Source organism: Vulgatibacter sp., from assembly GCF_041687135.1.
Taxonomy (GTDB): Bacteria; Myxococcota; Myxococcia; order Myxococcales; family Vulgatibacteraceae; genus JAWLCN01.
This window is the reverse complement of the sequence record NZ_JAWLCN010000005.1, coordinates 163,573-185,808: the sequence shown is the minus strand read 5'-3', so window position 1 is coordinate 185,808 and position 22,236 is coordinate 163,573. Positions and strand designations below refer to the sequence as shown.

Here is a 22,236-nt window from a genome sequence, read left to right as displayed (position 1 = left end):
CCTCCCACGAGCGACGCTCCTCCGTGCTGCGGATAGTGGGAGCGCCCCACGAGAGCGGCGCCCCAGCCGCGGGGTTCACGCCGGGAGGAGCGCGCGTCAACCTCCTGCTCCCGCCCAAGGAGGAAGAATGGCACTCGACCTGATGAAGGAGAGGGGGATCCCCCTCGACAAGCAGCAGTTCAGTTGGGCCGATCTCGTCCGCACGCCGATCAGCAAGTTGAACGACGACGCGTTCACCCGGATCCGCGTGATCCTGATGAACGGCGTCGAGAACGAGTCCTGGATCTTCCAGCACCAATTCGCGCGGATGAACCGCGATCTGCGCCGGGAGCTGGCGATGGTCCGCCGGGTCGAGCAGCACCAGCAGACGCTGGTCAATTGGCTGCTGCCTGCGGACCAGAGCGCGCTGGAGACCACCATCGGCTACGAGCAGGTCGCCGTGGAGGTGACCGCCACCGTCGCGCAGCACGAGCCCGATCCCTACATGCGGCAGGTCTACGAGTTCGGCCTGCTCGAGGATTTCGACCACCTCTACCGCTACGCGGCGCTGCTGGATCGCCTCGAGGGCAAGGATCCCAACAGCATCCTCCAGAGCTACACCGACGTGGTGCCGGGACGGCCCACCGTCGAGCAGCACCGCCATCCCTTCGACGATCTGCGTACGCCCTACGACAGGAAGAAGGCGGACCCGCTCACCAAGATCCACGCGACCACCATCCTCGCCGCAGAGCAGCAGACCCGGAACTTCTATGCCACCGTCGGCAACGTCTACGCGGATCCGGTCGCGCGGCAGGTCTACGCCGAGATCTCCTCGATCGAGGAGCAGCACGTCACCCAGTACGAGTCGATCATCGATCCCGACGAGACCTGGATGGAGAAGTGGCTGATCCACGAGGCCACCGAGGTCTTCTGCTACTTCTCCTGCTACCAGCAGGAGTCGAACCCGCGGATCAAGCAGGTCTGGGAGATGCTGCTGAACTACGAGCTGGGGCACCTGCACTTCGTGATGGAGCTCTTCCAGAAGGTGGAGAAGCGGGACCCCGCGGAGATCCTGCCGCGGACGCTGCCCACGCCCCTCGACTTCACCAGCCACCGCGACTACGTGCGCACCGTCCTCGAGAACCAGGTCGATCTGCGCGCCGACGGGCCCAATTTCGTGCCGAAGGATCGGATGCCGTCGACGTCGCCGACCTTCGCCTACAACCGCATGGTCAACGCCTCCGGCTCGCCGACCGAGATCGTCTCCGCCGGCTACCACTGGATCCCGGGCACCGAGCTGATCAAGCGGGCCCAGATGCTCCGCGCGCACGAAGTGGGGGTGCATTGATGAAGACGCCTGTCGACATGGGGAAGAACCGCACCGGCGCGGCGATGTCGCCGAAGCAGTCGAAGAAGATGTTCGAGTTCGCGCAGGACGCGCGGGTGCCGCCAGGCGACGAGCGCGCCATGGCCTCGATGCGCGGGGCCTATTCGAGCAACGGCGAGACGATCGGCACGATGCCGCCGCCTTCGTCGGTGAAGGGGGCAGTGAAGGCCGCCGGCACGATGATGACCGGCAGGAAGCCCACCGTGCTCCTCGACAAGCTGGGCGAGCGCCTCGCCTTCGAGCGCACCGGCACCCGCCTCTACGAGGCGGTGCGGGCCAAGCTCGCTGCGTTGGGCGGCGGCAACGGCATCGGCATCCACGAGGAGGCGCTCCGCGAGATCCAGGACCAGGAGACGGAGCACATGCAGCTCCTCGCCGAGGCGATCGAGAAGCTGGGCGCCGACCCGACCACCGAGACGCCGAGCGCGGACATGGCGGGCGTGCAGGCGATGGGCGTGATGCAGGTGATCACCGACCCACGCACCACGATCCCCCAATGCCTCAGCGCGCTGCTCACCGCGGAGCTCGTGGACAACGCCTCGTGGGAGATGCTGATCGAGCTGGCGGACGAGTTCGGGCAGGACGAGCTCGTGCCCGAGTTCCGCCGCGCCCTGCAGGAGGAGCAGCGGCACCTGCAGCTGGTGAAGGGTTGGCTCACCGAGGCCACCCGTCTCGAAGCCCACGGCGAAGCTGCGGTCTGACGGGCTGCCGCGTCTGCATCCGATGGGGCGGCGTCGGGCGCACCGGCGCCGCCCCTCGTTCATCTGCCGGCCACGGCGTGGGCCCCGCTGGCGAGCAGGGCCCGCGCCGCACGCGTGCCGGTGCGGAGTGCGGCCCGCACGGTGCCGACGTCCTCGAGATCGGCCCACTCGCCCGCGAAGAAGAGGGTCTCCGCCACCGGCTGCGCGGCGCGGGCCTGCGCCTCGATGCCGCCGACCCGCAGGTAGGTATAGGCGCCGCCGGCCCACGGGTCGGCGCGCCAGTCGTGGTGGTGCACCGCCGCCAGCTCCCGCCGCACCCGCTCCTCGCTCGTGCCGAGGAGCCGCGCGCCTTCCGCGACGGCGACCTCCGTCAACGTGTCGGGCGCGCGCTGCAGCCGCTCCGCAGCGGTGCCGCCCGCCCAGGCGACCCGCAGCGGCGCCGGCTCGGGCCACGCACTCCACCAGGTGATGTAGCTTCCGTGCCGCACGTGGAAGAAGCCCATGACTGGAAGCCGGTCGCCCCAGAAACGGCTGCGGAACTGCAGGGTGAGCTTCACCAGATCACCCATCCCCAGCCGCTCCAGATCGTCCCCGCTGCCGAGCCCCGGGCGGAAGAGGTCGCTCTGCTGCAGCGCCGCCAGCGGCAACGCCACCACCGCAGCCGGCGCAGCGAAGGTGCCGCCCGGGGTCGTGGCCACCACCTCGCCGGGTCGCCAGTGGATCCGCTCCACCGGCGTCGAGAGCCGCACGGCGAGATCCCGCGCGAGCCAGCCCGCCAGCGCCGCGTAGCCCGCCTCGATGCGGAAGGCCCTGTCGCCCTGGTTCCTGGCGGAGGCTTCCTCCTCCAGCGCGATCGCCCGGGCCGACGCGTCGCCCGGGTCCGCCGCATAGAAGCCCTCCACGTAGGAGGTGGCGAGCTCCGCCTCGCGGTCGTCGAGGGCGCCGCGCCGTCGCTGCCGCGCGAGCCAGGTGGCGAAGGTTACGTCCTCCTTCGCCTCTGCGAGGCTGCGCACCGCCCGCTCGAAGCCCGGCCCGCAGGAGCCCAGCGCCCCGCCTTCGAGGCAGAGGTGGGTCGCCTCGATCTCGTGCACCGCCAGGCCTGCATCCCGGGCGAGGGTGCAGGTGGAGGGGGGCACGCCGTGGATGAACTCGGGCCCCAGCTCCACCGGCGGCGCGAGGCCGGGCACGTGGACCGTCCAGACCCTTCCGCCCACGCGATCCCGCGCCTCCAGGACCAGCACCTGCCTGCCGTGCCGCTGCAGCTCGTGCGCGGCGGCGAGGCCTGCCATCCCCGCCCCGATCACGAGCACGTCGGAACGCACCGTCATTTGGCAAACATAGCGCGGGGGCGGCGGGTGGGCAGGTGTGATGTGCTGTCACTCTGGGTGCCATGGGTCTTTGACTTTTGCTGCCCCAATTGTTACACCCCGCCGCATTCGAAGGCCTGCCAGCCCCTTGCGGCGCCGGTGGGAGATGCCCAGCTTGTTGCGGCTTCGTGGAACCACCTCCCGGGTGGGGGCCGCGGCTGCATTGCTCCAACGCGGCAGATGCGCCTTGTGCCCGCCGCAGGATCGGAACAGCACCGGCAGCAGCGCGGCCATCGCCGCAGCGGGCAGGTGCGTGCGAAGGGAGAACGACATGTGCGGTTTCAGCGGAGAGATCCGCTTCGACGGCTCCGTTGCTTCGGTACCCGCGGTCGCGGCGATGACCGAGGCGCTTGCCCCCCGTGGCCCCGACGGCGCCGGCGTTCACGCCCAGGGGCGCGTGGCGCTCGGCCACCGGCGGCTCAAGATCATCGACCTCAGCGATCACGCGGCGCAGCCCATGGTCGACAGCGATCTCGGCCTCAGCCTCGTCTTCAACGGCTGCATCTACAACTACAAGGAGCTCCGGGCCGAGCTGGAGGAGCGGGGCTACCGCTTCTTCTCCAGCGGCGATACCGAGGTGCTGCTCAAGGCCTACCACGCCTTCGGTCCCGCCTTCGTGGAGCGGCTGCAGGGCATGTTCGCCTTCTGCATCGTGGAGCGCGACAGCGGCCGCGTGGTCCTCGGCCGCGATCGCCTCGGCATCAAGCCGCTCTACCTGGCCGAGAGCGGCAGCCGCCTCCGCTTCGCCTCCACTCTCCCCGCGCTGCTCGCGGGCGGCGAGGTCGACACCACGATCGACGAGGTGGCGCTCCACCACTACATGCACTTCCACTCGGTGGTGCCGCCGCCGCGCACCATCCTCCGGGGCGTGCGCAAGCTGCCCCCGGCCACCGTGGCGGTGATCGACGCCGACGGAAACCGCCGCGATACCCGCTATTGGGAGCCGCGCTTCGAGCCCCGGGCAGGCGACGAGAAGCTCTCCGCCCGCGACTGGGAGGATCTCACGCTCGACACCCTGCGCCGCGCGGTGCGCCGCCGCCTCGTCGCCGACGTGCCGGTGGGCGTGCTCCTCTCCGGCGGCCTCGACTCCAGCCTCATCGTCGGCCTCCTGGCGGAGGAGGGGCAGAAAGGGCTCTCCACCTTCTCGATCGGCTTCGAGACGGTGAACGGCGAGGCGGGCGACGAGTTCCAGTACTCCGACATCGTGGCGAGGCATTTCGGCACCGACCACCACAAGATCGCCGTCGACTCCAAGCGCGCGCTGCCCGCGCTCGAGCGCTGCATCGCCGCCATGAGCGAGCCGATGGTGAGCCACGACAACGTCGGCTTCTTCCTCCTCTCCGAGGAGGTCTCGAAGCACGTGAAGGTGGTGCAGAGCGGGCAGGGCGCCGACGAGATCTTCGCCGGGTACCACTGGTACCCGCCGATGCTGGAGAGCAACGACGCCGTCGGCGACTACGGCAGGGTCTTCTTCGATCGCGATCCGGAGGAGTACGCCGCCACGATGCAGCCGCGCTGGGTCGGCGCCGATCACAGCCGCGCCTTCGTCGAGGAGCATTTCGCCCGCCCCGGCGCGTCGCGCGCGGTGGACAAGGCGCTGCGGATCGACACCACGGTGATGCTGGTCGACGACCCGGTGAAGCGGGTGGACAACCAGACCATGGCCTTCGGCCTCGAGGCCCGGGTGCCCTTCCTCGATCACGAGGTGGTGGAGCTGGGCGCGCGGATCCCCGCCGAGTACAAGGTGGCGCAGGGCGGCAAGGGCGTCCTCAAGGAGGCGGGCCGCCGCGTGATCCCGCACGAGGTGATCGACAGGCCCAAGGGCTACTTCCCGGTGCCTGCCCTCAAATACCTGCAGGGCCCCTATCTCGAGCGGGTGAAGGAGACGCTGGGCTCCCGGCAGGCGAGGGAGCGCGGGCTCTTCCAGGCGGACCGGGTGGCGACGCTGCTCGCCGATCCGGAGAAGCACATCACGCCGCTGCGCGGGTCGAAGCTCTGGCAGGTCGCCCTGCTCGAGCTCTGGCTGCAGTCCCACGGTCTCTAACCGCCCCTCGCAACGGTTCGACTGGAGGCATCCGGTGCAGCCCCGTATCCACGACACCCGTCTCGACCGCAAGCACGGCCCGAGCCTGCAGCTCTGGCACGATCCGCAGGAGCCTTCCGTCCTGCAGGCCAACGTGGCCGTTCCCTGCGGCTGGGGTCGCCTGATCTTTGCCCATACCTTCGCCGAGCCCGACGTGCTCGCGCGCACGCTGATGGAGGAGGAGCCTGGGCAGCGCGACATCGCGCTCTACCTGCGCGACCCCCACGTCATCCTCTCGCTGGCGCCGCAGGAGCTCTTCCTCGACCCCTCGCATACCTACCGGCTCTGGCTCGACCGCTACCGCGCCGGCAGGGTGCGGCCGCAGGGCTACGTGATCCGGCAGCTCCGCAAGCGGACCGATTGCGAGGCGATCAACCGGATCTACGCCACCCGGCAGATGGTCTCCGCCGATCCCTCGTTCATCTGGAGCCACCGGCAGTCGCGGGTGATCACCTGGCTGGTGGCCGAGGACGTGGCGACCGGCCAGGTGGTCGGAACGGTCACCGGCGTGGACCACCAGCTCGCCTTCGACGATCCCGAGTCGGGGTCGAGCCTCTGGTGCCTCGCGGTCGATCCCCAGGCGCCGCACCCGGGGATCGGCGAGGCCCTGGTGCGCCACCTCGCCGAGCATTTCGTCGCGCGGGGCCGGGCCTTCATGGACCTCTCGGTGCTCCACGACAACAGCCACGCGATCGGGCTCTACGAGAAGCTCGGCTTCCAGCGGGTGCCGGTCTTCTGCCTCAAGCGGAAGAACTCGATCAACGAGCCGCTCTACATCGCGCCGCCGCCCGAGGCGGACCTCAACCCCTATGCGGCGATCATCATCAAGGAGGCGCGCCGGCGCGGCATCGGCGTCGAGGTGATCGACGCGGAGGGCGGCTTCTTCTCGCTCTCCCTCGGTGGCCGCTCGGTGGTCTGCAGGGAATCGCTCTCCGAGCTCACCACCGCGGTGGCGATGAGCCGCTGCGACGACAAGCGGGTCACGCGGCGCCTCCTCGAGGCGGCGGGGCTGCGCGTCCCGGCGCAACAGGCCGCCACCCTCGCCGAGGAGAACGAGGCCTTCCTCCGGGCGCAGGGCAGCGTGGTGGTCAAGCCCGTCCGCGGCGAGCAGGGCAAGGGGATCTCCGTCGACGTGCGGACCCCGGCGGATCTCCGCCAGGCGATCGAGCGCGCGCGGGTCTGCGACGCCAACGTGATCCTCGAGCGCTTCTGCCCGGGATCGGACCTCCGCATCGTGGTGATCGACTACGAGGTGGTGGCGGCGGCGATCCGCAAGCCCGCCGAGGTCACCGGCACCGGCAGGCACACCATCGCCGAGCTGATCGAGAAGCAGAGCCGGCGGCGCGCCGCTGCCACCGGCGGCGAGAGCCGGATCCCGATGGATGCGGAGACCGAGCGCTGCGTGAAGGCGGCGGGCCACTCGATGACGGACGTGCTTCCCGCAGGCACCTGCCTCGCCGTCCGCAAGACCGCCAACCTCCACACCGGCGGCACCATCCACGACGTCACCGCGCAGCTCCACCCGGCGCTGGCGGAGGCCGCGGTGGTGGCGGCCCGGGCGCTCTCGATCCCGGTGGTGGGGCTCGACTTCCTCGTTCCCACGGTGGAGGGGCCGGACTACGTGATCATCGAGGCCAACGAGCGACCCGGCCTCGCCAACCACGAGCCGCAGCCCACCGCCGAGCGCTTCGTCGACCTGCTCTTCCCGCAGACCGCTGCCCGCGAGGCGGTGCCTGCCTGATGCTTCGGCCGGAAGGGGTGTCGAAACGCCCCTTCCGCCGGTGCATCCTCGCTGGCCATGGTCCCGGCGATCCGCATCCGCAGCTGCAACGACGCTCCGATCCGCCCCGGCGGCGACTACGTGCTCCACTGGATGGTGGCCTTCCGTCGCACCGGCTGGAACTTCGCCCTGCAGCGGTCGGTGGAGCACGCGAAGGCCCTCGGCAAGCCGCTGGTGGTGCTCGAAGCGCTGCGGGTGGGCTACCGCTGGGCCAGCGACCGGCTCCACCGCTTCCTCCTCCAGGGCTTCGGCGAGAACCGGGACGCGCTGGCGAAGAAGCCGGTGCTCTACCACCCCTACGTCGAGCCGGTGCACGGCCACGGGAAGGGGCTGCTCGAGGCGCTGGCGGCGCGCGCCTGCGTCGTGGTCACCGACGACTACCCGGCCTTCTTCCTCCCCCACATGCTCGACGCAGCGGCGGGGCGCCTGGGCGTGCGCCTCGAGGCGGTGGACGCCAACGGCCTGTGGCCGATGCGGGCCACCCAGCGGGTCTTCACCACCGCCGCCTCCTTCCGCCTCCACCTCCAGAGGAACCTCCGCCCGCACCTCGAGCAGCTGCCGAAGGCCGATCCCTTGCGCGGCGTCGCGCTGCCCACCCTGCGCGCGCTGCCGCGATCGATCACCGCGCGCTGGCCTGCCGCCGACCACGCGCTCCTGCGCGGCGACGTGGGCGCTGTCGCGAAGCTGCCCCTCGACCACACCGTCCCGCCGGTGGAGCTCCACGGCGGGAGCAGCGCCGCGGTGCAGCGCTGGCGGCGCTTCCTCCGCGATCGGCTCGGCAGCTACGTCGATCACCGCAACGATCCCGACGAGGACGCTGCCAGCGGCCTCTCGCCCTGGCTCCACTTCGGCAGGATCTCGGTCCACCAGATCTTCTCCGAGCTGGCGGCACGGGAGGGCTGGTCGGCGGAAAGGCTGCCGAAGAGCGGCGGCGGAAAGCGTGCCGGCTGGTGGCGGATGTCGCCAGGGGCGGAGGCCTTCCTCGACGAGCTCGTCACCTGGCGCGAGCTCGGCTTCAACCGCTGCGCGCTGCGCACCGCCGACTACGATCGCTACGAGACGCTGCCTCCGTGGGCGCTGCGCACTCTCGAGGATCACGCTTCCGACGAGCGGCCGCAGCTCTACACGCACGCCGCGCTCGAGGAGGCGCGCACCGCCGATCCGATCTGGAACGCGGCGCAGCGGCAGCTCCTCGAGGAGGGCCGCATCCACAACTATCTCCGCATGTTGTGGGGAAAGAAGGTCCTCGAGTGGTCGCCCACGCCGCAGGCCGCCCTCGCCACCCTCGTCGAGCTCAACAACAAATACGCTCTCGACGGCAGGGACCCCAACTCCTGGAGCGGGATCCTCTGGTGCTTCGGTCGCTACGACAGGGCCTGGGGCCCGGAGCGGCCGATCTTCGGCAAGGTCCGCTACATGAGCTCGGCCTCCACCGCGCGCAAGGTGCACCTGAAGCGCTACCTCGAGCGTTTCGGCGATCAGCGCGAGCGGTAGACGAGGAGCACCCCTGCCAGCATGAGCACGAGGCCCACGGCGCGGCCCGGGCCGAACGGGATCTTGGTGAGCCCCAACCAGCCGAAGTGATCGGCGAGCAGCACGAAGGCGAGCTGCCCGAGGAGCGCAGCGAAGATCGCCACCGCCGCCCCGGTCCGCGGCACCGCGATGATGAGGCTGGTGACGAAGACGAGGCCGAGGGCCCCGCCGACCAGCTGCCAGAGGGGCGCGCCGGCGAGCCGGCCCATGTCGCCCCGTCCGACCACCCACTTGACCAGCCAGCCCACCGCCGCGCCGACGGTGAACGAGACGGCTGCAGCCTCGAAGACGCCGATCCGCTTGCCGAGAGCGCCGTTGATCGGTGCCTGCAGGCCGCCGGCGACGCCGCCGAGGATGGGGAGGAGGACGAAGAGCCACTTGTACATCGTCCGGCCATCCTCCGGTCCAGCGGGCGAGGGGGCAAGCTGCTTTGTCGCGCTTCGTTGCGGGGTCCACGAATGGGCCGCAACTTCACCGGACAGGAGGGCGCAGATGGCGCGCAAAGACGACGAGCGCAACGACCCGACCGGCCCCTTCGCCGGCGGCGGATCCGGCGGGCGCCCGGGCTACACCCGCGGCGAGATGCCGGTGGTCACCGACGCCCAGCTCGGCGTGGAGAACCTCGACCGAGGCCCCGAGACCGCCAACCCCGAGGGTTCGGTCGACATCTCGAACGTGGACTACCACCGCGTGGAAGGAGACCTGCACGGCAGGCGGCGGGTGCCCGGTGGCCGGAGGCAGGGGCGCGATTGATGCTTCACTGTGCGTGAGTCGCTGACTCACGCGCTGCGAAGGAGTGGCCGGCAGGGCGGCAGCGGGCTATATGCGGGACCTCGTGAGGTACCGCAGTGAAGAAGACCCATCGCCCCCTGACCCTCACCGCCCTCATGCTCTCGATGTTCCTGGCGGCGATGGAGATGACCGTCGTCTCTACCGCGATGCCGACGGTGGTGGGTGACCTCGGCGGCATCCACCTCTACGCCTGGGTCTTCACCGCCTACCTCCTCGCCTCGACGGTGATGGTGCCGATCTTCGGCAAGCTCGCCGATCTCTACGGCAGGAAGCCGATTCTGCTCTTCGGCCTCGCCGTCTTCCTCGCCGGATCCGTGGCGAGCGGCCTCTCGGCCACGATGCTCCAGCTCGTCTTCTTCCGCGCGCTCCAGGGCTTCGGCGCCGGCGCGGTGCAGCCGATCGTCCTCACCGTGATCGGCGACATCTACTCGCTCGAGGAGCGGGCGAAGGTGCAGGGCGCCATCGGCGCGATCTGGGGCTTCGCCGGGCTGGTGGGCCCGCTGCTCGGCGGCTTCATCGTGAAGTGGCTCTCCTGGCACTGGATCTTCCTGCTCAACGTGCCCTTCGGCCTCCTCTCGATGGGCTTGATCTTCTTCTTCCTCCACGAGTCGGTGGAGCGGCGCGCGCACCGGCTCGACTACGGCGGCGCGGCGCTGCTCGGCGCCGGGATCTTCGCCCTGCTCGCCGCCACCTCCGCCGGTATCGGCCCCTGGCCCCTCGCCGCCGCCGTGGTCCTGCTCGCTGCATTCGCCTGGGTGGAGAGCCGGGCGAAGGAGCCGATCCTGCCGCTCGATCTCCTCCGCGATCGGGTGATCGGCCTCTCCAGCCTCGCCGGCGCCCTCATCGGCGCGGCGATGATGGCGACCGTCACCTACGTGCCGCTCTTCGTGCAGTCGGTCCTCGGCGGCTCCGCCGCCGACGCAGGCCGCGCGATCACGCCGATGGTGATCGGCTGGCCGATCGCCTCGACCCTGAGCGGCAAGCTGATCCCGTCGATCGGCTTCCGGCCGATGATCCGGCTGGGCCTCGCCCTCACCGCGGCGTCGGCGATCGCGGTGGCCCTCGTGGTCGATCCCGGTGTCCCACTCTGGCTCGTGGGCACGCTGATGTTCTTCTTCGGGACGGGGATGGGCCTCGCCAACACCGCGCTCCTCCTCGCCGTGCAGACGGCGGTCTCCTGGCAGCGCCGCGGTGTGGCCACCGCCAGCACGATGTTCTTCCGCACCATCGGCGGCGCGCTCTCGGTGGGGGCGCTCGGCGGCATCATCGCCGCCTCCCTGGCGGCGCAGCCCGGTGTTCCGCCCGGTGCGGCGGACCAGCTCCTCGGACCGGAGCACGGCGCGAGCCTCCCCGCCAGCCTGCTGCGCAGCCTCTCCGGCGCCCTCGCCGCTGGGCTGCACACCAGCTTCGTGGTGATCGCCTGCCTCGCGGCCCTCGCCCTCGCGGTGGGGCTGCTCTTTCCCCGCCCCGTCGCGCCGGACCAGGCCGCCGAGCCGGGCTGAGGCCTGCCGGGCAGGCGAGAAAGAGTCGACGACCGGACACGTTCGCCAGCCAAGCCCCTTGGCGGGGGCGGGAATCGTGCTTTCCCTTGCGGACGGCCCGCATTCGACTGCCCCAACCACGCCCCCGGGCTCGACGGGGAGCCCGGACTGGCAGTCTGTGGATCGACCTCCGTATCGAGGTAGGTTGGATCACCGATGGACGTCGCACACGACCCGACCAGCCCGCGCGAGACGCGGCGGGGCCGTTACCGCGCGGCACAGCTCCGCGGCGATCGCCGCGGCGCCTCCGCGGTGATCCTCGAGGAGGGGCTCGCGGGCGGCTTCACCACCGCCGACCTGCAGGCGGTGGTGCAGGAGGCGCAGCGCGAGATCGGCAGGCTCTGGGAGGAGAACCGGGTCTCGATCGCGCAGGAGCACATGGCCACCGCGATCTCCCAGATCGTGCTGGCCCATCTCTACGACCGGGCGGAACGGGCGAGGGACCGGGGCCAGAAGCTCTGGGTCGCCTGTGTCGAGGGGGAGCTCCACGACCTGCCCGCGCGCCTCGCCGCCGATACGGCGGACCTCGCCGGCTTCGACGTGCGCTTCCTCGGGGCCAACGTGCCGACCGACAGCCTGGTCGAGATGGTCCGGGCCGAGCGTCCCGACGTCCTCGCCCTCTCGGTGACCCTCTCCTTCAACGTGCCGGCGCTCCGCACCGCGGTCTCCCGCCTCCGCGAGGCCTTCGGCGACGGGCTCCCCCTCGTCATCGGCGGCAACGCGCTGCGCTGGGCGCCCACGCTGGCGGCGCACCTCGGCGTGCGGCTCTTCGAGGAGATGTACCGCGATCCCTTCTGGGAGGAACTCTCCCGGGAGCTCGCCATCAAGCGGATCCGGGACGCACTCGAGAAGGCAGGGGTCGGCGCGGTGCGCAAGGAGTAGGGCGATGCTGGGCGAGCTCGAACGCTTCCGCATCCTCAACGTCAACGACGACGAGGCGGCGCGGTACACCGTGAGCCGGATGCTGCAGCGCTCCGGCTTCCAGGTGATCGAGGCCGCCACGGGGCAGGAAGCGCTGCTCCGCGTCGGCGAGCGGCCCGACGTCATCGTCCTCGACGTCGAGCTACCCGACCTCTCCGGCTACGACGTCTGCGCGCAGCTGAAGCAGGATCCGAACACCGCCTCGATCGGCGTGCTCCTCACCTCGGCGACCTTCGTCTCCACCGAGCGCAAGGTGCAGGGGCTCGAGGTGGGCGCGGACGGTTACCTCACCCAGCCCTTCGAGCACGTCGAGCTCGTCGCCACGGTGAAGTCGCTCCTGCGGATCAAGCAGGCCGAGGGTGAGCTGCGCGCGCGGGCCGAGCGCCTCGCGGACGCGGACCGCCGCAAGGACGAGTTCCTCGCCATGCTCGCGCACGAGCTGCGCAATCCGCTCGCGGCGATGCTCACCGCCACCACGCTCCTCGAGCGCTACGAAGCACGGGACCGCAAGGAGAGCTGGAGCCGCGACGTGATCAAGCGGCAGTCGCTCCACCTCGACCGGATCGTCTCCGACCTCCTCGACGTCTCCCGGGTGACCCGCGGCCTCGTCCACCTCGACAAGAAGCGCATCGACCTCAGCATGATCCTCGCGCGCCTCGGCGTCGTGGCGGAGGAGCGCTGGGCCCTCAAGAACGGCCTCGACTTCCGGGTGAGCCTCCCCGACACGCCGGTCTGGGTGGAGGGCGATCCCACCCGGATCGAGCAGGTGATCACCAACCTCCTCGACAACGCCGCGAAATTCACCGAGCCCGGCGGCAGCATCGGTCTCTCCCTCGCACAGGAGGGCGACCGCGCGGTGATCCGGGTCACCGACACGGGGATGGGCATCCCCGCCGAGAAGCTCTCCGCCATCTTCGACACCTTCGTGCAGGGCGACGTGCCGCTGGCGCGCTCCCGCGGGGGGCTGGGGATCGGGCTCAGCCTGGTGCGGCGGCTGGTGGGGCTCCACGGCGGCTCGGTCACCGCCCGCAGCGAGGGCGTCGGCCGCGGCGCCGAGTTCGAGGTGGTGCTTCCGGCGCTGGCAGGCGAGGCGGCCAACGACGCCCGCGCCGGGACCGACGGCGGCGAGACCCGACGCCGGATCCTCCTCGTCGAGGACAACAACGACATCAGGGAGACGCTCCGCGAGGTCTGCGAGGCGTGGGGCCACGAGGTCCACGCCGCTGCGGACGGCGCCAGGGGGCTGGAGCTGGGGTTGCGGATCCGGCCCGACGTGGCCCTCGTCGACCTCGGGCTCCCGGGAATCGACGGCTTCGAGCTCGCCCGTCGACTGCGGGAGAGCGAGGGCGGCGCGGCGATCCACCTCGTCGCCCTCACCGGCTACGGCGCGCCGGAGTACAGGGAGCGGGCCCTCGCTGCCGGCTTCGACGTCCACCTGGTGAAGCCGATCGAGACCGAGCGGCTGCGCTGCCTGCTGGCGAGCGCGCCATCGGCGCCGGCCCGGGCCGGCTGAACGCCAGCGCGCTGCGCAGGAACGTAGGAGGGCGTCGCCGGCGCGAGCCGGGACGCCCTCTTCGTGCGTCGGGCTGGGGATCAGCGCTTGCCCTTGCCGCCCGTCTGTTCGCCGTACTTCGCGAAATACTCGTCGTAGGTACCCTTGAAGTCGATCAGGCCGTCCTCGGTGAAGGCCCAGATCCGGGTGGCGAAGCCGCTGATCAGGTCGCGGTCGTGGGAGACCACGAAGCAGGTGCCCTCGTAGCGCTCCAGCGCGTCGCCCAGCGCCACGATCGACTCGAGGTCGAGGTGGTTGGTGGGCTCGTCGAGCACGAGCACGTTGTCCTTCGTGAGCATCAGCTTGGCGAAGACGAGGCGCACGCCCTCGCCACCGGAGAGGGCCTCGGTGGGCTTCATGCCCTCCTCGCCCTTGAAGAGCATCCGGCCCAGCAGGCCGCGGACCTCCTCGTTGCCCGCCTTCTCGTCGAAGCCGTGGAGCCAGGTGGCGGCGGTGGTCCCGTCGGGGATCGACTCGCGGTGGTCCTGCGCCAGGTAGCCCACCGTGGCCTCGTGGCCCCAGGTGATCTTGCCGGCGTCGGGCTCCACCTCGCCCATCAGCATCTTGCAGAGCGTGGTCTTGCCGAGGCCGCTCTTGCCGATGATCGCGACCTTCTCGCCCTTGAGCACGAGCGCGTCGAAGTTCTCGCAGACCGTCCGCTCCGGCCAGCGCTTGGTGAGCCCTTCGAGGGTGAGCGTCTGCTTGCCCGAGGGGCGCTTCTGCTCGAATTTGATGAAGGGGCGCTCGATGTTGGAGCGCTTGAGATCGCCGAGCTGCAGCTTCTCGATCTGCTTCTTGCGGCTCTGCACCTGGCTGGCGCGGGTACCGGCGGAGAAGCGGGCGATGAAGTCCTGGAGCTGCGCGATCTTCTTCTGCTTCTCGGCGTTCTCCGACTCGACCCGCGACCGCACCTGGCTCTTGGCGACGACCATGTCGTCGTACCCGCCGGTGTAGGTGATGATCGTGTTGTAGTCGATGTCGGCGATGTGCGTGCACACCGCGTTCAGGAAGTGCCGATCGTGGGAGATCGTGATCAGCACGCCCTCGTAGTTCTCGAGGTGGCGCTCGAGCCAGCGGATCGAGTCGAGGTCGAGGTTGTTGGTGGGCTCGTCGAGGAGCAGCGCCTCGGGCTTGCCGAAGATCGCCTGGGCGAGGAGGACGCGGAGCTTGAGGCCGCCCTGCAACTCGCGCATCGGCTTCTCGTGATCCTCGATGGGGATGCCGAGGCCCGAGAGCAGGTCGCCGGCGTCCGCCTCGGCGGTGTAGCCGTCCTCCTCCGCGATCACCATCTCGAGCTCGCCGAGGCGCATCCCTTCCGCGTCGCCGATCTCGGGGAGGGCGAGGACCTTCTCCTTCTCCTGCATCGCGTCCCACAGGGGCTTGTTGCCCATGAGGATCACGTCGAGGACCCGCACGTCCTCGTAGGCGTACTGGTCCTGCTTCAGGACGGAGGTCTTCTTCGGCCGCGAGACCGAGCCGGCGTCGGGCTCGAGCTCGCCGGCGAGGATCTTCATGAAGGTCGACTTGCCGGCGCCGTTGGGACCGGTGAGGCCGTAGCGCCGCCCCTCGGAGAACGAGACGTTCACGTCCTCGAAGAGCTTCTTGCTGCCGTAGGCCTTGGTGACGCCCGTTACCTGGATGTTGGGCATGGGAACCCCTCCTGCCTGACGCCTCCAGGAGCCTGAAGGCCTCGTGGTGCGCGCCTGCCTTCGCGGGGGGCGCGCGGAAAATACGCGGGGGCCGGCATCGAAGAACGATACCGGCCCCCGTGGAGAACACGCGCGAGGACGCCTTACTTCTGCTCGGCGGCCTTCTTCTCCTTGAACTGCGCGATCAGCTTCTCCTGCTCCATGCGCGGCACCGGAGCGTACTTGGCGAACTCCATGGAGAACTCCGCCTTGCCCTGGGTGGCCGACCGGAGGTCGGTGGAGTAGCCGAACATCTCGGAGAGCGGCACCTCGCACTCGACGGTGGTGAAGCCCTCGTTGGTGTTCGAGCCGAGGATCACGCCGCGGCGCTGGTTCAGGCCACCGATCACGGCGCCCTGGAACTCCTCGGGGGTCTGGACCTCGACCTTCATGATCGGCTCGAGGATCTGCGCGCCCGCCTTGGCGTAGCCCTCGCGGAACGCCTGGATCGAGGCGGTCTTGAACGCCATTTCCGAAGAGTCCACCGCGTGGAAGGCGCCGTCGTTGATCACGACGCGGGTGCCCACGACGGGGAAGCCGATGAGCGAACCCTTGGAGATCGCGTCGACGAAGCCCTTCTCGCAGGCCGGGATGAACTCGCGGGGAATGGAGCCACCGACGATCTCGTCCACGAACTCGAACTGCTGCATCGCGTCTTCCGGCAGCGGCTCGATGTAGCCGACCACCTTCGCGTACTGGCCCGAGCCACCCGTCTGCTTCTTGTGGGTGTAGTTGAACTCGGCGCGCTGGGAGATCGACTCGCGGTAGGCCACCTGGGGCTTGCCGACGATCACCTCACAGCCGTACTCGCGCTTCATGCGCTCCACGTAGATGTCGAGGTGGAGCTCGCCCATGCCGGCGATGATGGTCTGTGCCGACTCCTCGTCACGGGTCACGCGGAAGGTGGGATCCTCCTTGGTGAACCGGTTGAGGGCCTTGGAGAAGTTGGCCTGCGCCGTCTTGTCCTTGGGGGCGACGGCCAGCTTGATCACCGGCTCCGGCACGTGCATCGAGGTCATCGTGTACTGGACCTCGCCGGTGGTGAAGGTGTCGCCCGAGGCGCACTCCACACCGAAGAGCGCCACGATGTCGCCACCGGATGCCTCCTCGATGTCGTTCATCTCGTCCGAGTGCATGCGGACCAGGCGGGGGACCTTCACCTTCTTCATGCCGTTCGACACGTTGTAGATGAAGTCGCCCTTGCGGACGGTGCCCTGGTAGATGCGCATGTAGGTCAGCTGACCGTAGCGGCCATCTTCCAGCTTGAACGCGAGGCCGACGAAGGGCTTGGAGGCGTCGCTCTCCAGCTTGACCTTCTCCTCGTTGTTCTTCTGGTCGTGGGCGAAGTTGTTGATCTCTTCCGGGTTCGGCAGGTAGCTGAGCACGCCGTCCAGGAGGACCTGCACGCCCTTGTTCTTGTAGGCCGAGCCGCAGAACACGGGGGTGATCTTGAGCGCGAGGGTCGCGCGGCGGACCGCCCCGACGATCTCCTCGATGGTCGGCATCTCGTCGGCGAGGAACTTCTCGGCGATCTGATCGTCGACGTCGGCGAGGGTCTCGATCATCTTCTGGCGGTACTCGGCGACCTGGTCCACCATCTCGGCAGGCACGGCCTCCTCGCGGACGTTCTCGCCGTTGTCGCCGTCGAAGTAGACGGCCTTCTCGCGGACGAGATCGACGACGCCCTGGAAGCGATCCTCGGCGCCGATCGGGAGCACCATCATCACCACGTTGTGGCCCAGCTTCTCCTTCAGCTGGCCAGCGACGCGGAGGGCGTTCGCGCCGGCGCGGTCCATCTTGTTGACGAACGCGAGGCGCGGAACGTTGTAGCGCTTCATCTGGCGGTCGACCGTGATCGACTGCGACTGCACACCGGCCACCGAGCAGAGCACGAGGATCGCGCCGTCGAGGACGCGGAGCGCGCGCTCCACCTCGATGGTGAAGTCCACGTGGCCGGGGGTGTCGATGAGGTTGATGTTGTGGCCCTTCCACTCGCAATAGGTGGCGGCCGACTGGATCGTGATGCCCTTCTCACGCTCCAGGTCCATCGAGTCCATCTTCGCGCCGACGCCGTCCTTGCCGCGGACGTCGTGAATCGCGTGCACCTTGCCGGTGTAGAAGAGGATGCGCTCGGAGAGCGTCGTCTTGCCCGAGTCGATGTGCGCGGAGATCCCGATGTTGCGGATCATGTCCAGCTTCATAGAGGCCACGGTGATTCCTTCCTTGGTCTAAACAGAGCTGCCGGGTCTCCACGGCGAGGCCGGGCACGGTCAGCGTGCTTGCAGGGTCTCGATACTGCGACGCCACCCCAGGCGGCGGCGCTCCTTACCACAACTCTCCCACCTTTCCCAAGTGGGAGTCGCGTTTCGAACCGGCTTGCAGCATGAGTTATGCCGCCGGGTCAAGATGCCAATCGGGGAGTTCGCCTTTTTCCCGGGAGCGAGCCCCCGAGGAACCGGTTGCAGGTCTCGCTGCCGGACGCTACGAAAGGCCCCATGCTCGACCCCAAGGACATCGAGCGGCGCATCGTCGCCGCGCTCCCCGGCGCCGAGGTGGAGGTCATCGACACCACCGGCACCGGCGATCATTTCCAGGCCCGGGTGGTATCCGAGGCATTCGCCGGCAAGACGATGGTGGAGCAGCACCAGATGGTCTACGCGCCCCTTCGGGCGCAGATCGACGCTGGCTCGCTGCACGCGCTGGCACTCAAGACCTACACCCCGGACCAGTGGGCCCGGACCGGAGGCAGCAAGTGAACGAGGAGCTCCGCAAGCGGATCGACGAGATGGTGCAGGGCCACAAGGTGGTCCTCTTCATGAAGGGCTCGCCCCACATGCCGATGTGCGGCTTCTCGGCCTCCACGGTGGAGACACTGCGCAGCGCCGGCGCCACCGAGGTGGCGGCCTACGACGTGCTCAAGGACCCGGAGATCCGCCAGGGGATCAAGGAGTACGCGAACTGGCCGACGATCCCCCAGCTCTACGTCGACGGAAAGTTCGTCGGTGGCTGCGACATCGTCCGCGAGATGCACGAGCGCGGCGAGCTCGCGCCCCTGCTCGACGCTGCCAAGTAAGCGCTTGGAGCTCCGGCCCACGGGCGGGTAGGGTGCCGCCCGTGAGCACGCAGCCCCACCGCATCATCGACGTCGCCGGCGCGGCGGCGCTCCCCGGCCTGCAGCAGGCCCTGGCAGCAGCCCCGGCCCTGGCGGTCGACGTCGAAACCAACGCCATGTACGCCTACCGGTGGCGCCTCTGCTTCGTGCAGATCGCCACCGAGGACGAGATCATCGTGGTCGATACCCTCGCCGAGGGTGTCGCGCCGCAGGCCCTCGCGCCGGCCTTCTCCGATCCCGGCAAGCGCAAGGTCTTCCACGACGCGCAGGGCGACCTGCGCGTGCTGGCGCGGGAGGGCCTGCACGTTCAGGGCCTCTTCGACACCCACCGCGCCGCCACGCTCCTCGGGGTCGACAGGGTCGGCCTCGGCAACCTGGTGGAGTCCCGCTTCGGCGTGCGCCTCGCCAAGGAGCACCAGACCGCCGACTTCGGCCAGCGCCCCCTTCCTCCCGAGCTCCACGCCTACGTCGCCGACGACGTGCGCTACCTGCTCCCCCTCGCAGCGGAGCTGGAGCGGGAGGCGAAGGAGAAGGAGATCTGGGAGGAGCTCGAGCTCGAATTCGAGCGGATCGCCTGGGAGGCGGCGCAGCCCGAGGCGCCGCCCCGGCTCAAGCTCCCCACCACCGCCCGCACCGCCCTCGGCCTGGCCGTCGCCGGGGTGGTGGATCGCCTCCGGCACCGCGAGGCGTCCGCACGGGACGTGCCGGTGGGCAGGGTCCTCGCCAACGCGGCGATGGGCGAGATCGCCACCCGGCTTCCGAAGAACGAGCGGGAGCTCGCCCGGATCCCCGGGGTGAAGGGCTCCTTCGTCAAGGTGGCGGGGCGCGAGCTCCTCGCCGAGATCGAGCGGCTCTCCCTCGCCGGGGCGCGGGGCGAGCTGCCGCCGCCGCCGGCGCACGAGGGGCGGCGGGATCCGGAGCGCCGGGATCGGGAGGAAAGGCTCAAGGCCTTCCGCAACGAGACGGCGAAGGCGCGGGGCGTCACCCCATCGGTGATCCTGCCCACGCCGGTCCTCGACCGGCTCGCCTCGCAGCCGCCAGCGGATCTCGACGAGCTCGCGCAGGTGCCATGGCTCGGGGAGAAGCGGCAGCGCCTCTACGGCGAGGCGCTGCTCGCGTTGCTCGAGGCGCCCTGAGTCACTCTGCATCGCGGGCCGGGGGGACCACCACGAAGGCGGCGCCCTCCTCGCGCACCACGCGGAGGAGCAGGGGCCGGTTGCCGGCCCTCTTCGCGGTCTCGGCCAGATCGCGGGGCGAGCGCACCGCCTTGCGGTCCGCCTCCACCACGATGTCGCCGGGCTGCAGCCCTGCTTCCGCCGCCCGGGAGCCCGGCTGCACGTCGGCCACCAGGGCGCCGCCCTGGATGCGCAGCTGCTGCTGCAGCTCGCGGGGCACCTCCTGGAGCGAGAGGCCGAGGGGGCCCTCGCGCTGCGGCGCCTCGTCGCCGGGCCGCCGGACGCCGGGCTCCCGGGGCCGCTCGCCGAGCTTCACCTCCACCTTCCGCTCCTTGCCGTCGCGGAGCAGGGTCAGGTCGACCTTCGCGCCAGGCTCGAATTGCGCCACCCGCCGCGAGAGCTGGGCGGCACCCTCCACCGGTTGCCCCTCGATCCCGATCACCACGTCGCCGATGCGCAGCTCGCCTGCTGCAGGCGCATCGGGCTGGACCGAGGCGACCACCGCGCCCTTGCGCCGCTTCAGCTCGAGGGCGGCGGCGAGCTCCGGGGTGAGATCCTGGATCCCGACGCCGAGGTAGCCGCGGACCACGCGCCCCGCCTCGACGAGCTGCGGGAGAAAGGCGCGGATGAGGTCGATGGGGACGGCGAAGCCGATCCCGGCGCCGGTGGCGACGATGGCGGTGTTGATCCCCACCACGTTCCCGCCGAGATCGAAGAGGGGCCCGCCGGAGTTGCCCGGGTTGATCGCTGCGTCGGTCTGGAGGAAGTCGTCGTAGGGGCCGGCGCCGATCACCCGGGCCTTGGCCGAGATGATCCCGCTGGTGACGGTGAGCTCGAGGCCGAAGGGGCTGCCGATCGCCACCACGAAATCGCCGACGCGCAAGGGATCCGAGGAGCCGAGCCGCGCCGCCGGGAGCTTGCCCTTCACCTCCTTGAGGCGGAGCACGGCGATGTCGGTCTCGGGATCGGTGCCGAGGACCTCGGCGGTGTATTCCTTCTCGTCCGCGGTCTTGACCAGCACCTCCTCGGCGCCTTCGACCACGTGGTTGTTGGTGAGCACGATCCCCTGGGGATCGATGATCACGCCGGAGCCCACGCCGGTCTGCGGCCCCTGCGGCCCGCCTTCGAAGGGAGGGGCCTCGTTGCCGAAGAAGCGCCGCCAGAATTCCCGGAGCTCGGGCGGCGCCTCCTCCGGATCGAGGGTCGCGCGGGTGGTCACGCCGACCACGGTGGGTCGCACCGCCTCCACCAGCGGCGCCAGGGTGGGCAGGGCGCCGTTCAGCTCGCCTGCTGGGGGCGTTACCCTCGGCACCGCCTGCGGCCCCTGGATCAGCTGCAGGGTGGGGCGGGCCGGATCCTTCTGCTGCTCTGCGGGCTTGGCGCCGCAGGCCACTGCCAGCAGGGCCACGAGCGCCAGGCGGTGGAGCTCCATCGATCGCCTCCAGGGGGAGCTTCGGCTCCCGCGACAGCGGGTAGCGTGTGCAGGGGGCGGCGCTGCTGCAAGGCGCCGCTGCTGGCGTGCGCCGTTGCCCGCTGCCTCCCGTTTCGGGTAGACCGGCGATCGCGACCGACAATGCCGCCGGGAGGAGGACGCGTGATCGCGATCGAGTGGACGCGCAGGCCCGACCGCCCCTCCCGCTGGGATGCGCTCGCCGGCGCCGGCGCCGTCGCCTGGATCGCCGCGTGGCTCTTTCCGCTGCTGCCGGCGGTGCAGCGGCTCTGGCCCTCGTGCCACTTCCAGCGATTCACCGGCTGGCCCTGCGGCACCTGCGGTTTCACCAGGGCCTTCGTGCGGGCGGCGCGGCTCGACCTGCTCGGGGCGCTCTCCGCCTCGCCCCTGGCGACGCTCGCCTTCTACGCCTGGGGCCTCTTCTCGCTGGCCATCGGCCTCTCCTGGCTGGTGCCGGGGCTGCAGCTGCCCGTCTTCCGGCCGCACCGCCTTCTCACCCGCTGGGGCCCCCTGGCGCTCTTCTCCGCCAACTGGGCGTGGCTCTCCTGGCAGGGGGGACCCCGTTGAACCTCGCGTTTCTCGTCGGCGCCTACCTCCTCGGCGCGGTCCCCTTCGGCCTCCTCGTGGCCCGGCGCTTCGCCCGTATCGACGTGCGGCTGGTCGGCTCCGGCAACATCGGCGCCACCAACGTCGCCCGCGCCGCTGGCAAGCGGGTCGCGGCGCTGGTGCTCCTCCTCGACGCGGCGAAGGGCTTCGTGCCCGCGCTCCTCGCGGCGAAGTTGCTGGCGGATCCGTGGTGGATGGCGGCGGTGGGCTTCGCCGCCTTCATCGGCCACTGCTTCCCGATCTACCTGCGCTTCCGTGGGGGCAAGGGCGTGGCGACGGCCCTGGGGGTGAACCTGGCGCTGGTGCCGCTGGCGGCGCTCGCCGGGGTGGTGGTCTACGTCGGCCTCTACAAGGCCTTCCGGGTGAGCTCGCTGGGCTCGCTGGCCGGCGCGCTCACGGCGGCGCTGGTGGCCTTCCTGGTGGCGCCCTCGCCGGCGTTCGCCTGGGGGATTCTGGCGATGGTCCTCGTGATCTTCGTCCGGCACAGCGGCAACATCCGGCGGCTGCTCCGGCGCGAGGAGCGGCGGGTCTGAGCCGGGGCGTGCAAGCGCGCGGGATGTTTGCGGGTT

19 protein-coding genes are annotated in these 22,236 nt (G+C 70.3%); 14 read left to right on the top strand and 5 right to left on the bottom strand.

Annotation, left to right across the window (positions count from 1 at the left end; translation table 11 throughout):
- Positions 1–127 precede the first annotated feature (127 nt).
- Positions 128–1,327, top strand: a complete 1,200-nt coding sequence (locus ACESMR_RS14450) for a hypothetical protein (RefSeq protein WP_373047801.1) — start codon at positions 128–130, stop codon at positions 1,325–1,327.
- Positions 1,327–2,067: a ferritin-like domain-containing protein gene (locus ACESMR_RS14445; RefSeq protein WP_373047800.1), complete on the top strand. Its 741-nt coding sequence runs from the start codon at positions 1,327–1,329 to the stop codon at positions 2,065–2,067. The genes ACESMR_RS14450 and ACESMR_RS14445 overlap by 1 nt, the downstream gene beginning before the upstream one ends.
- Before the next feature lie 59 nt (positions 2,068–2,126).
- Here the strand turns inward: ACESMR_RS14445 and ACESMR_RS14440 are convergent, their stop codons facing one another.
- Complete coding sequence (locus ACESMR_RS14440) at positions 2,127–3,395, bottom strand: flavin monoamine oxidase family protein (protein WP_373047799.1); 1,269 nt, start codon at positions 3,393–3,395, stop codon at positions 2,127–2,129.
- Between the two features lie 310 nt (positions 3,396–3,705).
- Between ACESMR_RS14440 and ACESMR_RS14435 the strand changes: the two genes are divergently transcribed.
- The 3 genes from ACESMR_RS14435 to ACESMR_RS14425 are packed head-to-tail and all read left to right on the top strand — an operon-like array spanning position 3,706 to position 8,791.
- A complete protein-coding gene (locus ACESMR_RS14435) occupies positions 3,706–5,478 on the top strand; it encodes an N-acetylglutaminylglutamine amidotransferase (protein ID WP_373047798.1) in 1,773 nt (590 codons plus the stop codon).
- Positions 5,479–5,512: 34 nt separating this feature from the next.
- Positions 5,513–7,258: an N-acetylglutaminylglutamine synthetase gene (ngg, locus tag ACESMR_RS14430; RefSeq protein ID WP_373047797.1), complete on the top strand. Its 1,746-nt coding sequence runs from the start codon at positions 5,513–5,515 to the stop codon at positions 7,256–7,258.
- Positions 7,259–7,315: 57 nt separating this feature from the next.
- The gene (locus ACESMR_RS14425) at positions 7,316–8,791 is read left to right on the top strand and encodes a deoxyribodipyrimidine photolyase (RefSeq protein ID WP_373047796.1); all 1,476 of its coding nucleotides are present in this window, start codon (positions 7,316–7,318) and stop codon (positions 8,789–8,791) included.
- On the opposite strand, the gene ACESMR_RS14420 is transcribed toward ACESMR_RS14425, so the two are convergent.
- A complete protein-coding gene (locus ACESMR_RS14420; RefSeq protein WP_373047795.1) occupies positions 8,776–9,216 on the bottom strand; it encodes a DMT family transporter in 441 nt (146 codons plus the stop codon). The genes ACESMR_RS14425 and ACESMR_RS14420 overlap by 16 nt on opposite strands.
- Positions 9,217–9,322: 106 nt before the next feature.
- Between ACESMR_RS14420 and ACESMR_RS14415 the strand changes: the two genes are divergently transcribed.
- The 4 genes from ACESMR_RS14415 to ACESMR_RS14400 all read left to right on the top strand — a co-directional run bounded on the left by ACESMR_RS14415 (position 9,323) and on the right by ACESMR_RS14400 (position 13,597).
- Entirely contained in the window at positions 9,323–9,583 is a 261-nt protein-coding gene (locus tag ACESMR_RS14415) for a hypothetical protein (protein WP_373047794.1), read from the top strand.
- 95 nt (positions 9,584–9,678) lie between these two features.
- Positions 9,679–11,124, top strand: a complete 1,446-nt coding sequence (locus tag ACESMR_RS14410) for an MDR family MFS transporter (RefSeq protein WP_373047793.1) — start codon at positions 9,679–9,681, stop codon at positions 11,122–11,124.
- A 195-nt stretch (positions 11,125–11,319) separates the two neighbouring features.
- A complete protein-coding gene (locus ACESMR_RS14405; protein ID WP_373047792.1) occupies positions 11,320–12,045 on the top strand; it encodes a B12-binding domain-containing protein in 726 nt (241 codons plus the stop codon).
- A gap of 4 nt (positions 12,046–12,049) precedes the next feature.
- The gene (locus tag ACESMR_RS14400) at positions 12,050–13,597 is read left to right on the top strand and encodes a response regulator (RefSeq protein ID WP_373047791.1); all 1,548 of its coding nucleotides are present in this window, start codon (positions 12,050–12,052) and stop codon (positions 13,595–13,597) included.
- A gap of 80 nt (positions 13,598–13,677) precedes the next feature.
- On the opposite strand, the gene ACESMR_RS14395 is transcribed toward ACESMR_RS14400, so the two are convergent.
- The gene (locus ACESMR_RS14395) at positions 13,678–15,285 is read right to left on the bottom strand and encodes an ABC-F family ATP-binding cassette domain-containing protein (RefSeq protein ID WP_373047790.1); all 1,608 of its coding nucleotides are present in this window, start codon (positions 15,283–15,285) and stop codon (positions 13,678–13,680) included.
- 143 nt (positions 15,286–15,428) lie between these two features.
- Entirely contained in the window at positions 15,429–17,525 is a 2,097-nt protein-coding gene (gene fusA, locus ACESMR_RS14390; protein ID WP_373047875.1) for an elongation factor G, read from the bottom strand.
- Positions 17,526–17,819: 294 nt separating this feature from the next.
- Here fusA and ACESMR_RS14385 point away from each other — a divergent pair, with 294 nt between their 5' ends.
- The 3 genes from ACESMR_RS14385 to ACESMR_RS14375 are packed head-to-tail and all read left to right on the top strand — an operon-like array spanning position 17,820 to position 19,572.
- On the top strand, positions 17,820–18,080 hold the full coding sequence (locus ACESMR_RS14385) for a BolA family protein (protein WP_373047789.1): 261 nt from the start codon (positions 17,820–17,822) through the stop codon (positions 18,078–18,080).
- Complete coding sequence (gene grxD / locus ACESMR_RS14380) at positions 18,077–18,397, top strand: Grx4 family monothiol glutaredoxin (RefSeq protein ID WP_373047788.1); 321 nt, start codon at positions 18,077–18,079, stop codon at positions 18,395–18,397. The genes ACESMR_RS14385 and grxD overlap by 4 nt, the downstream gene beginning before the upstream one ends.
- Positions 18,398–18,438: 41 nt before the next feature.
- Positions 18,439–19,572 carry a ribonuclease D gene (locus tag ACESMR_RS14375; RefSeq protein WP_373047787.1) on the top strand — a complete coding sequence of 378 codons (1,134 nt, stop codon included), beginning with the start codon at positions 18,439–18,441 and terminating at the stop codon, positions 19,570–19,572.
- A gap of 1 nt (position 19,573) precedes the next feature.
- Here ACESMR_RS14375 and ACESMR_RS14370 read toward each other — a convergent pair whose 3' ends face one another.
- Entirely contained in the window at positions 19,574–21,043 is a 1,470-nt protein-coding gene (locus ACESMR_RS14370) for a Do family serine endopeptidase (protein ID WP_373047786.1), read from the bottom strand.
- 162 nt (positions 21,044–21,205) lie between these two features.
- On the opposite strand from ACESMR_RS14370, the gene ACESMR_RS14365 reads away from it, so the two are divergent.
- Complete coding sequence (locus tag ACESMR_RS14365) at positions 21,206–21,628, top strand: DUF2752 domain-containing protein (RefSeq protein ID WP_373047785.1); 423 nt, start codon at positions 21,206–21,208, stop codon at positions 21,626–21,628.
- Positions 21,625–22,200 carry a glycerol-3-phosphate 1-O-acyltransferase PlsY gene (gene plsY / locus ACESMR_RS14360; protein WP_373047784.1) on the top strand — a complete coding sequence of 192 codons (576 nt, stop codon included), beginning with the start codon at positions 21,625–21,627 and terminating at the stop codon, positions 22,198–22,200. The genes ACESMR_RS14365 and plsY overlap by 4 nt, the downstream gene beginning before the upstream one ends.
- The last annotated feature ends 36 nt before the right edge of the window (positions 22,201–22,236 follow it).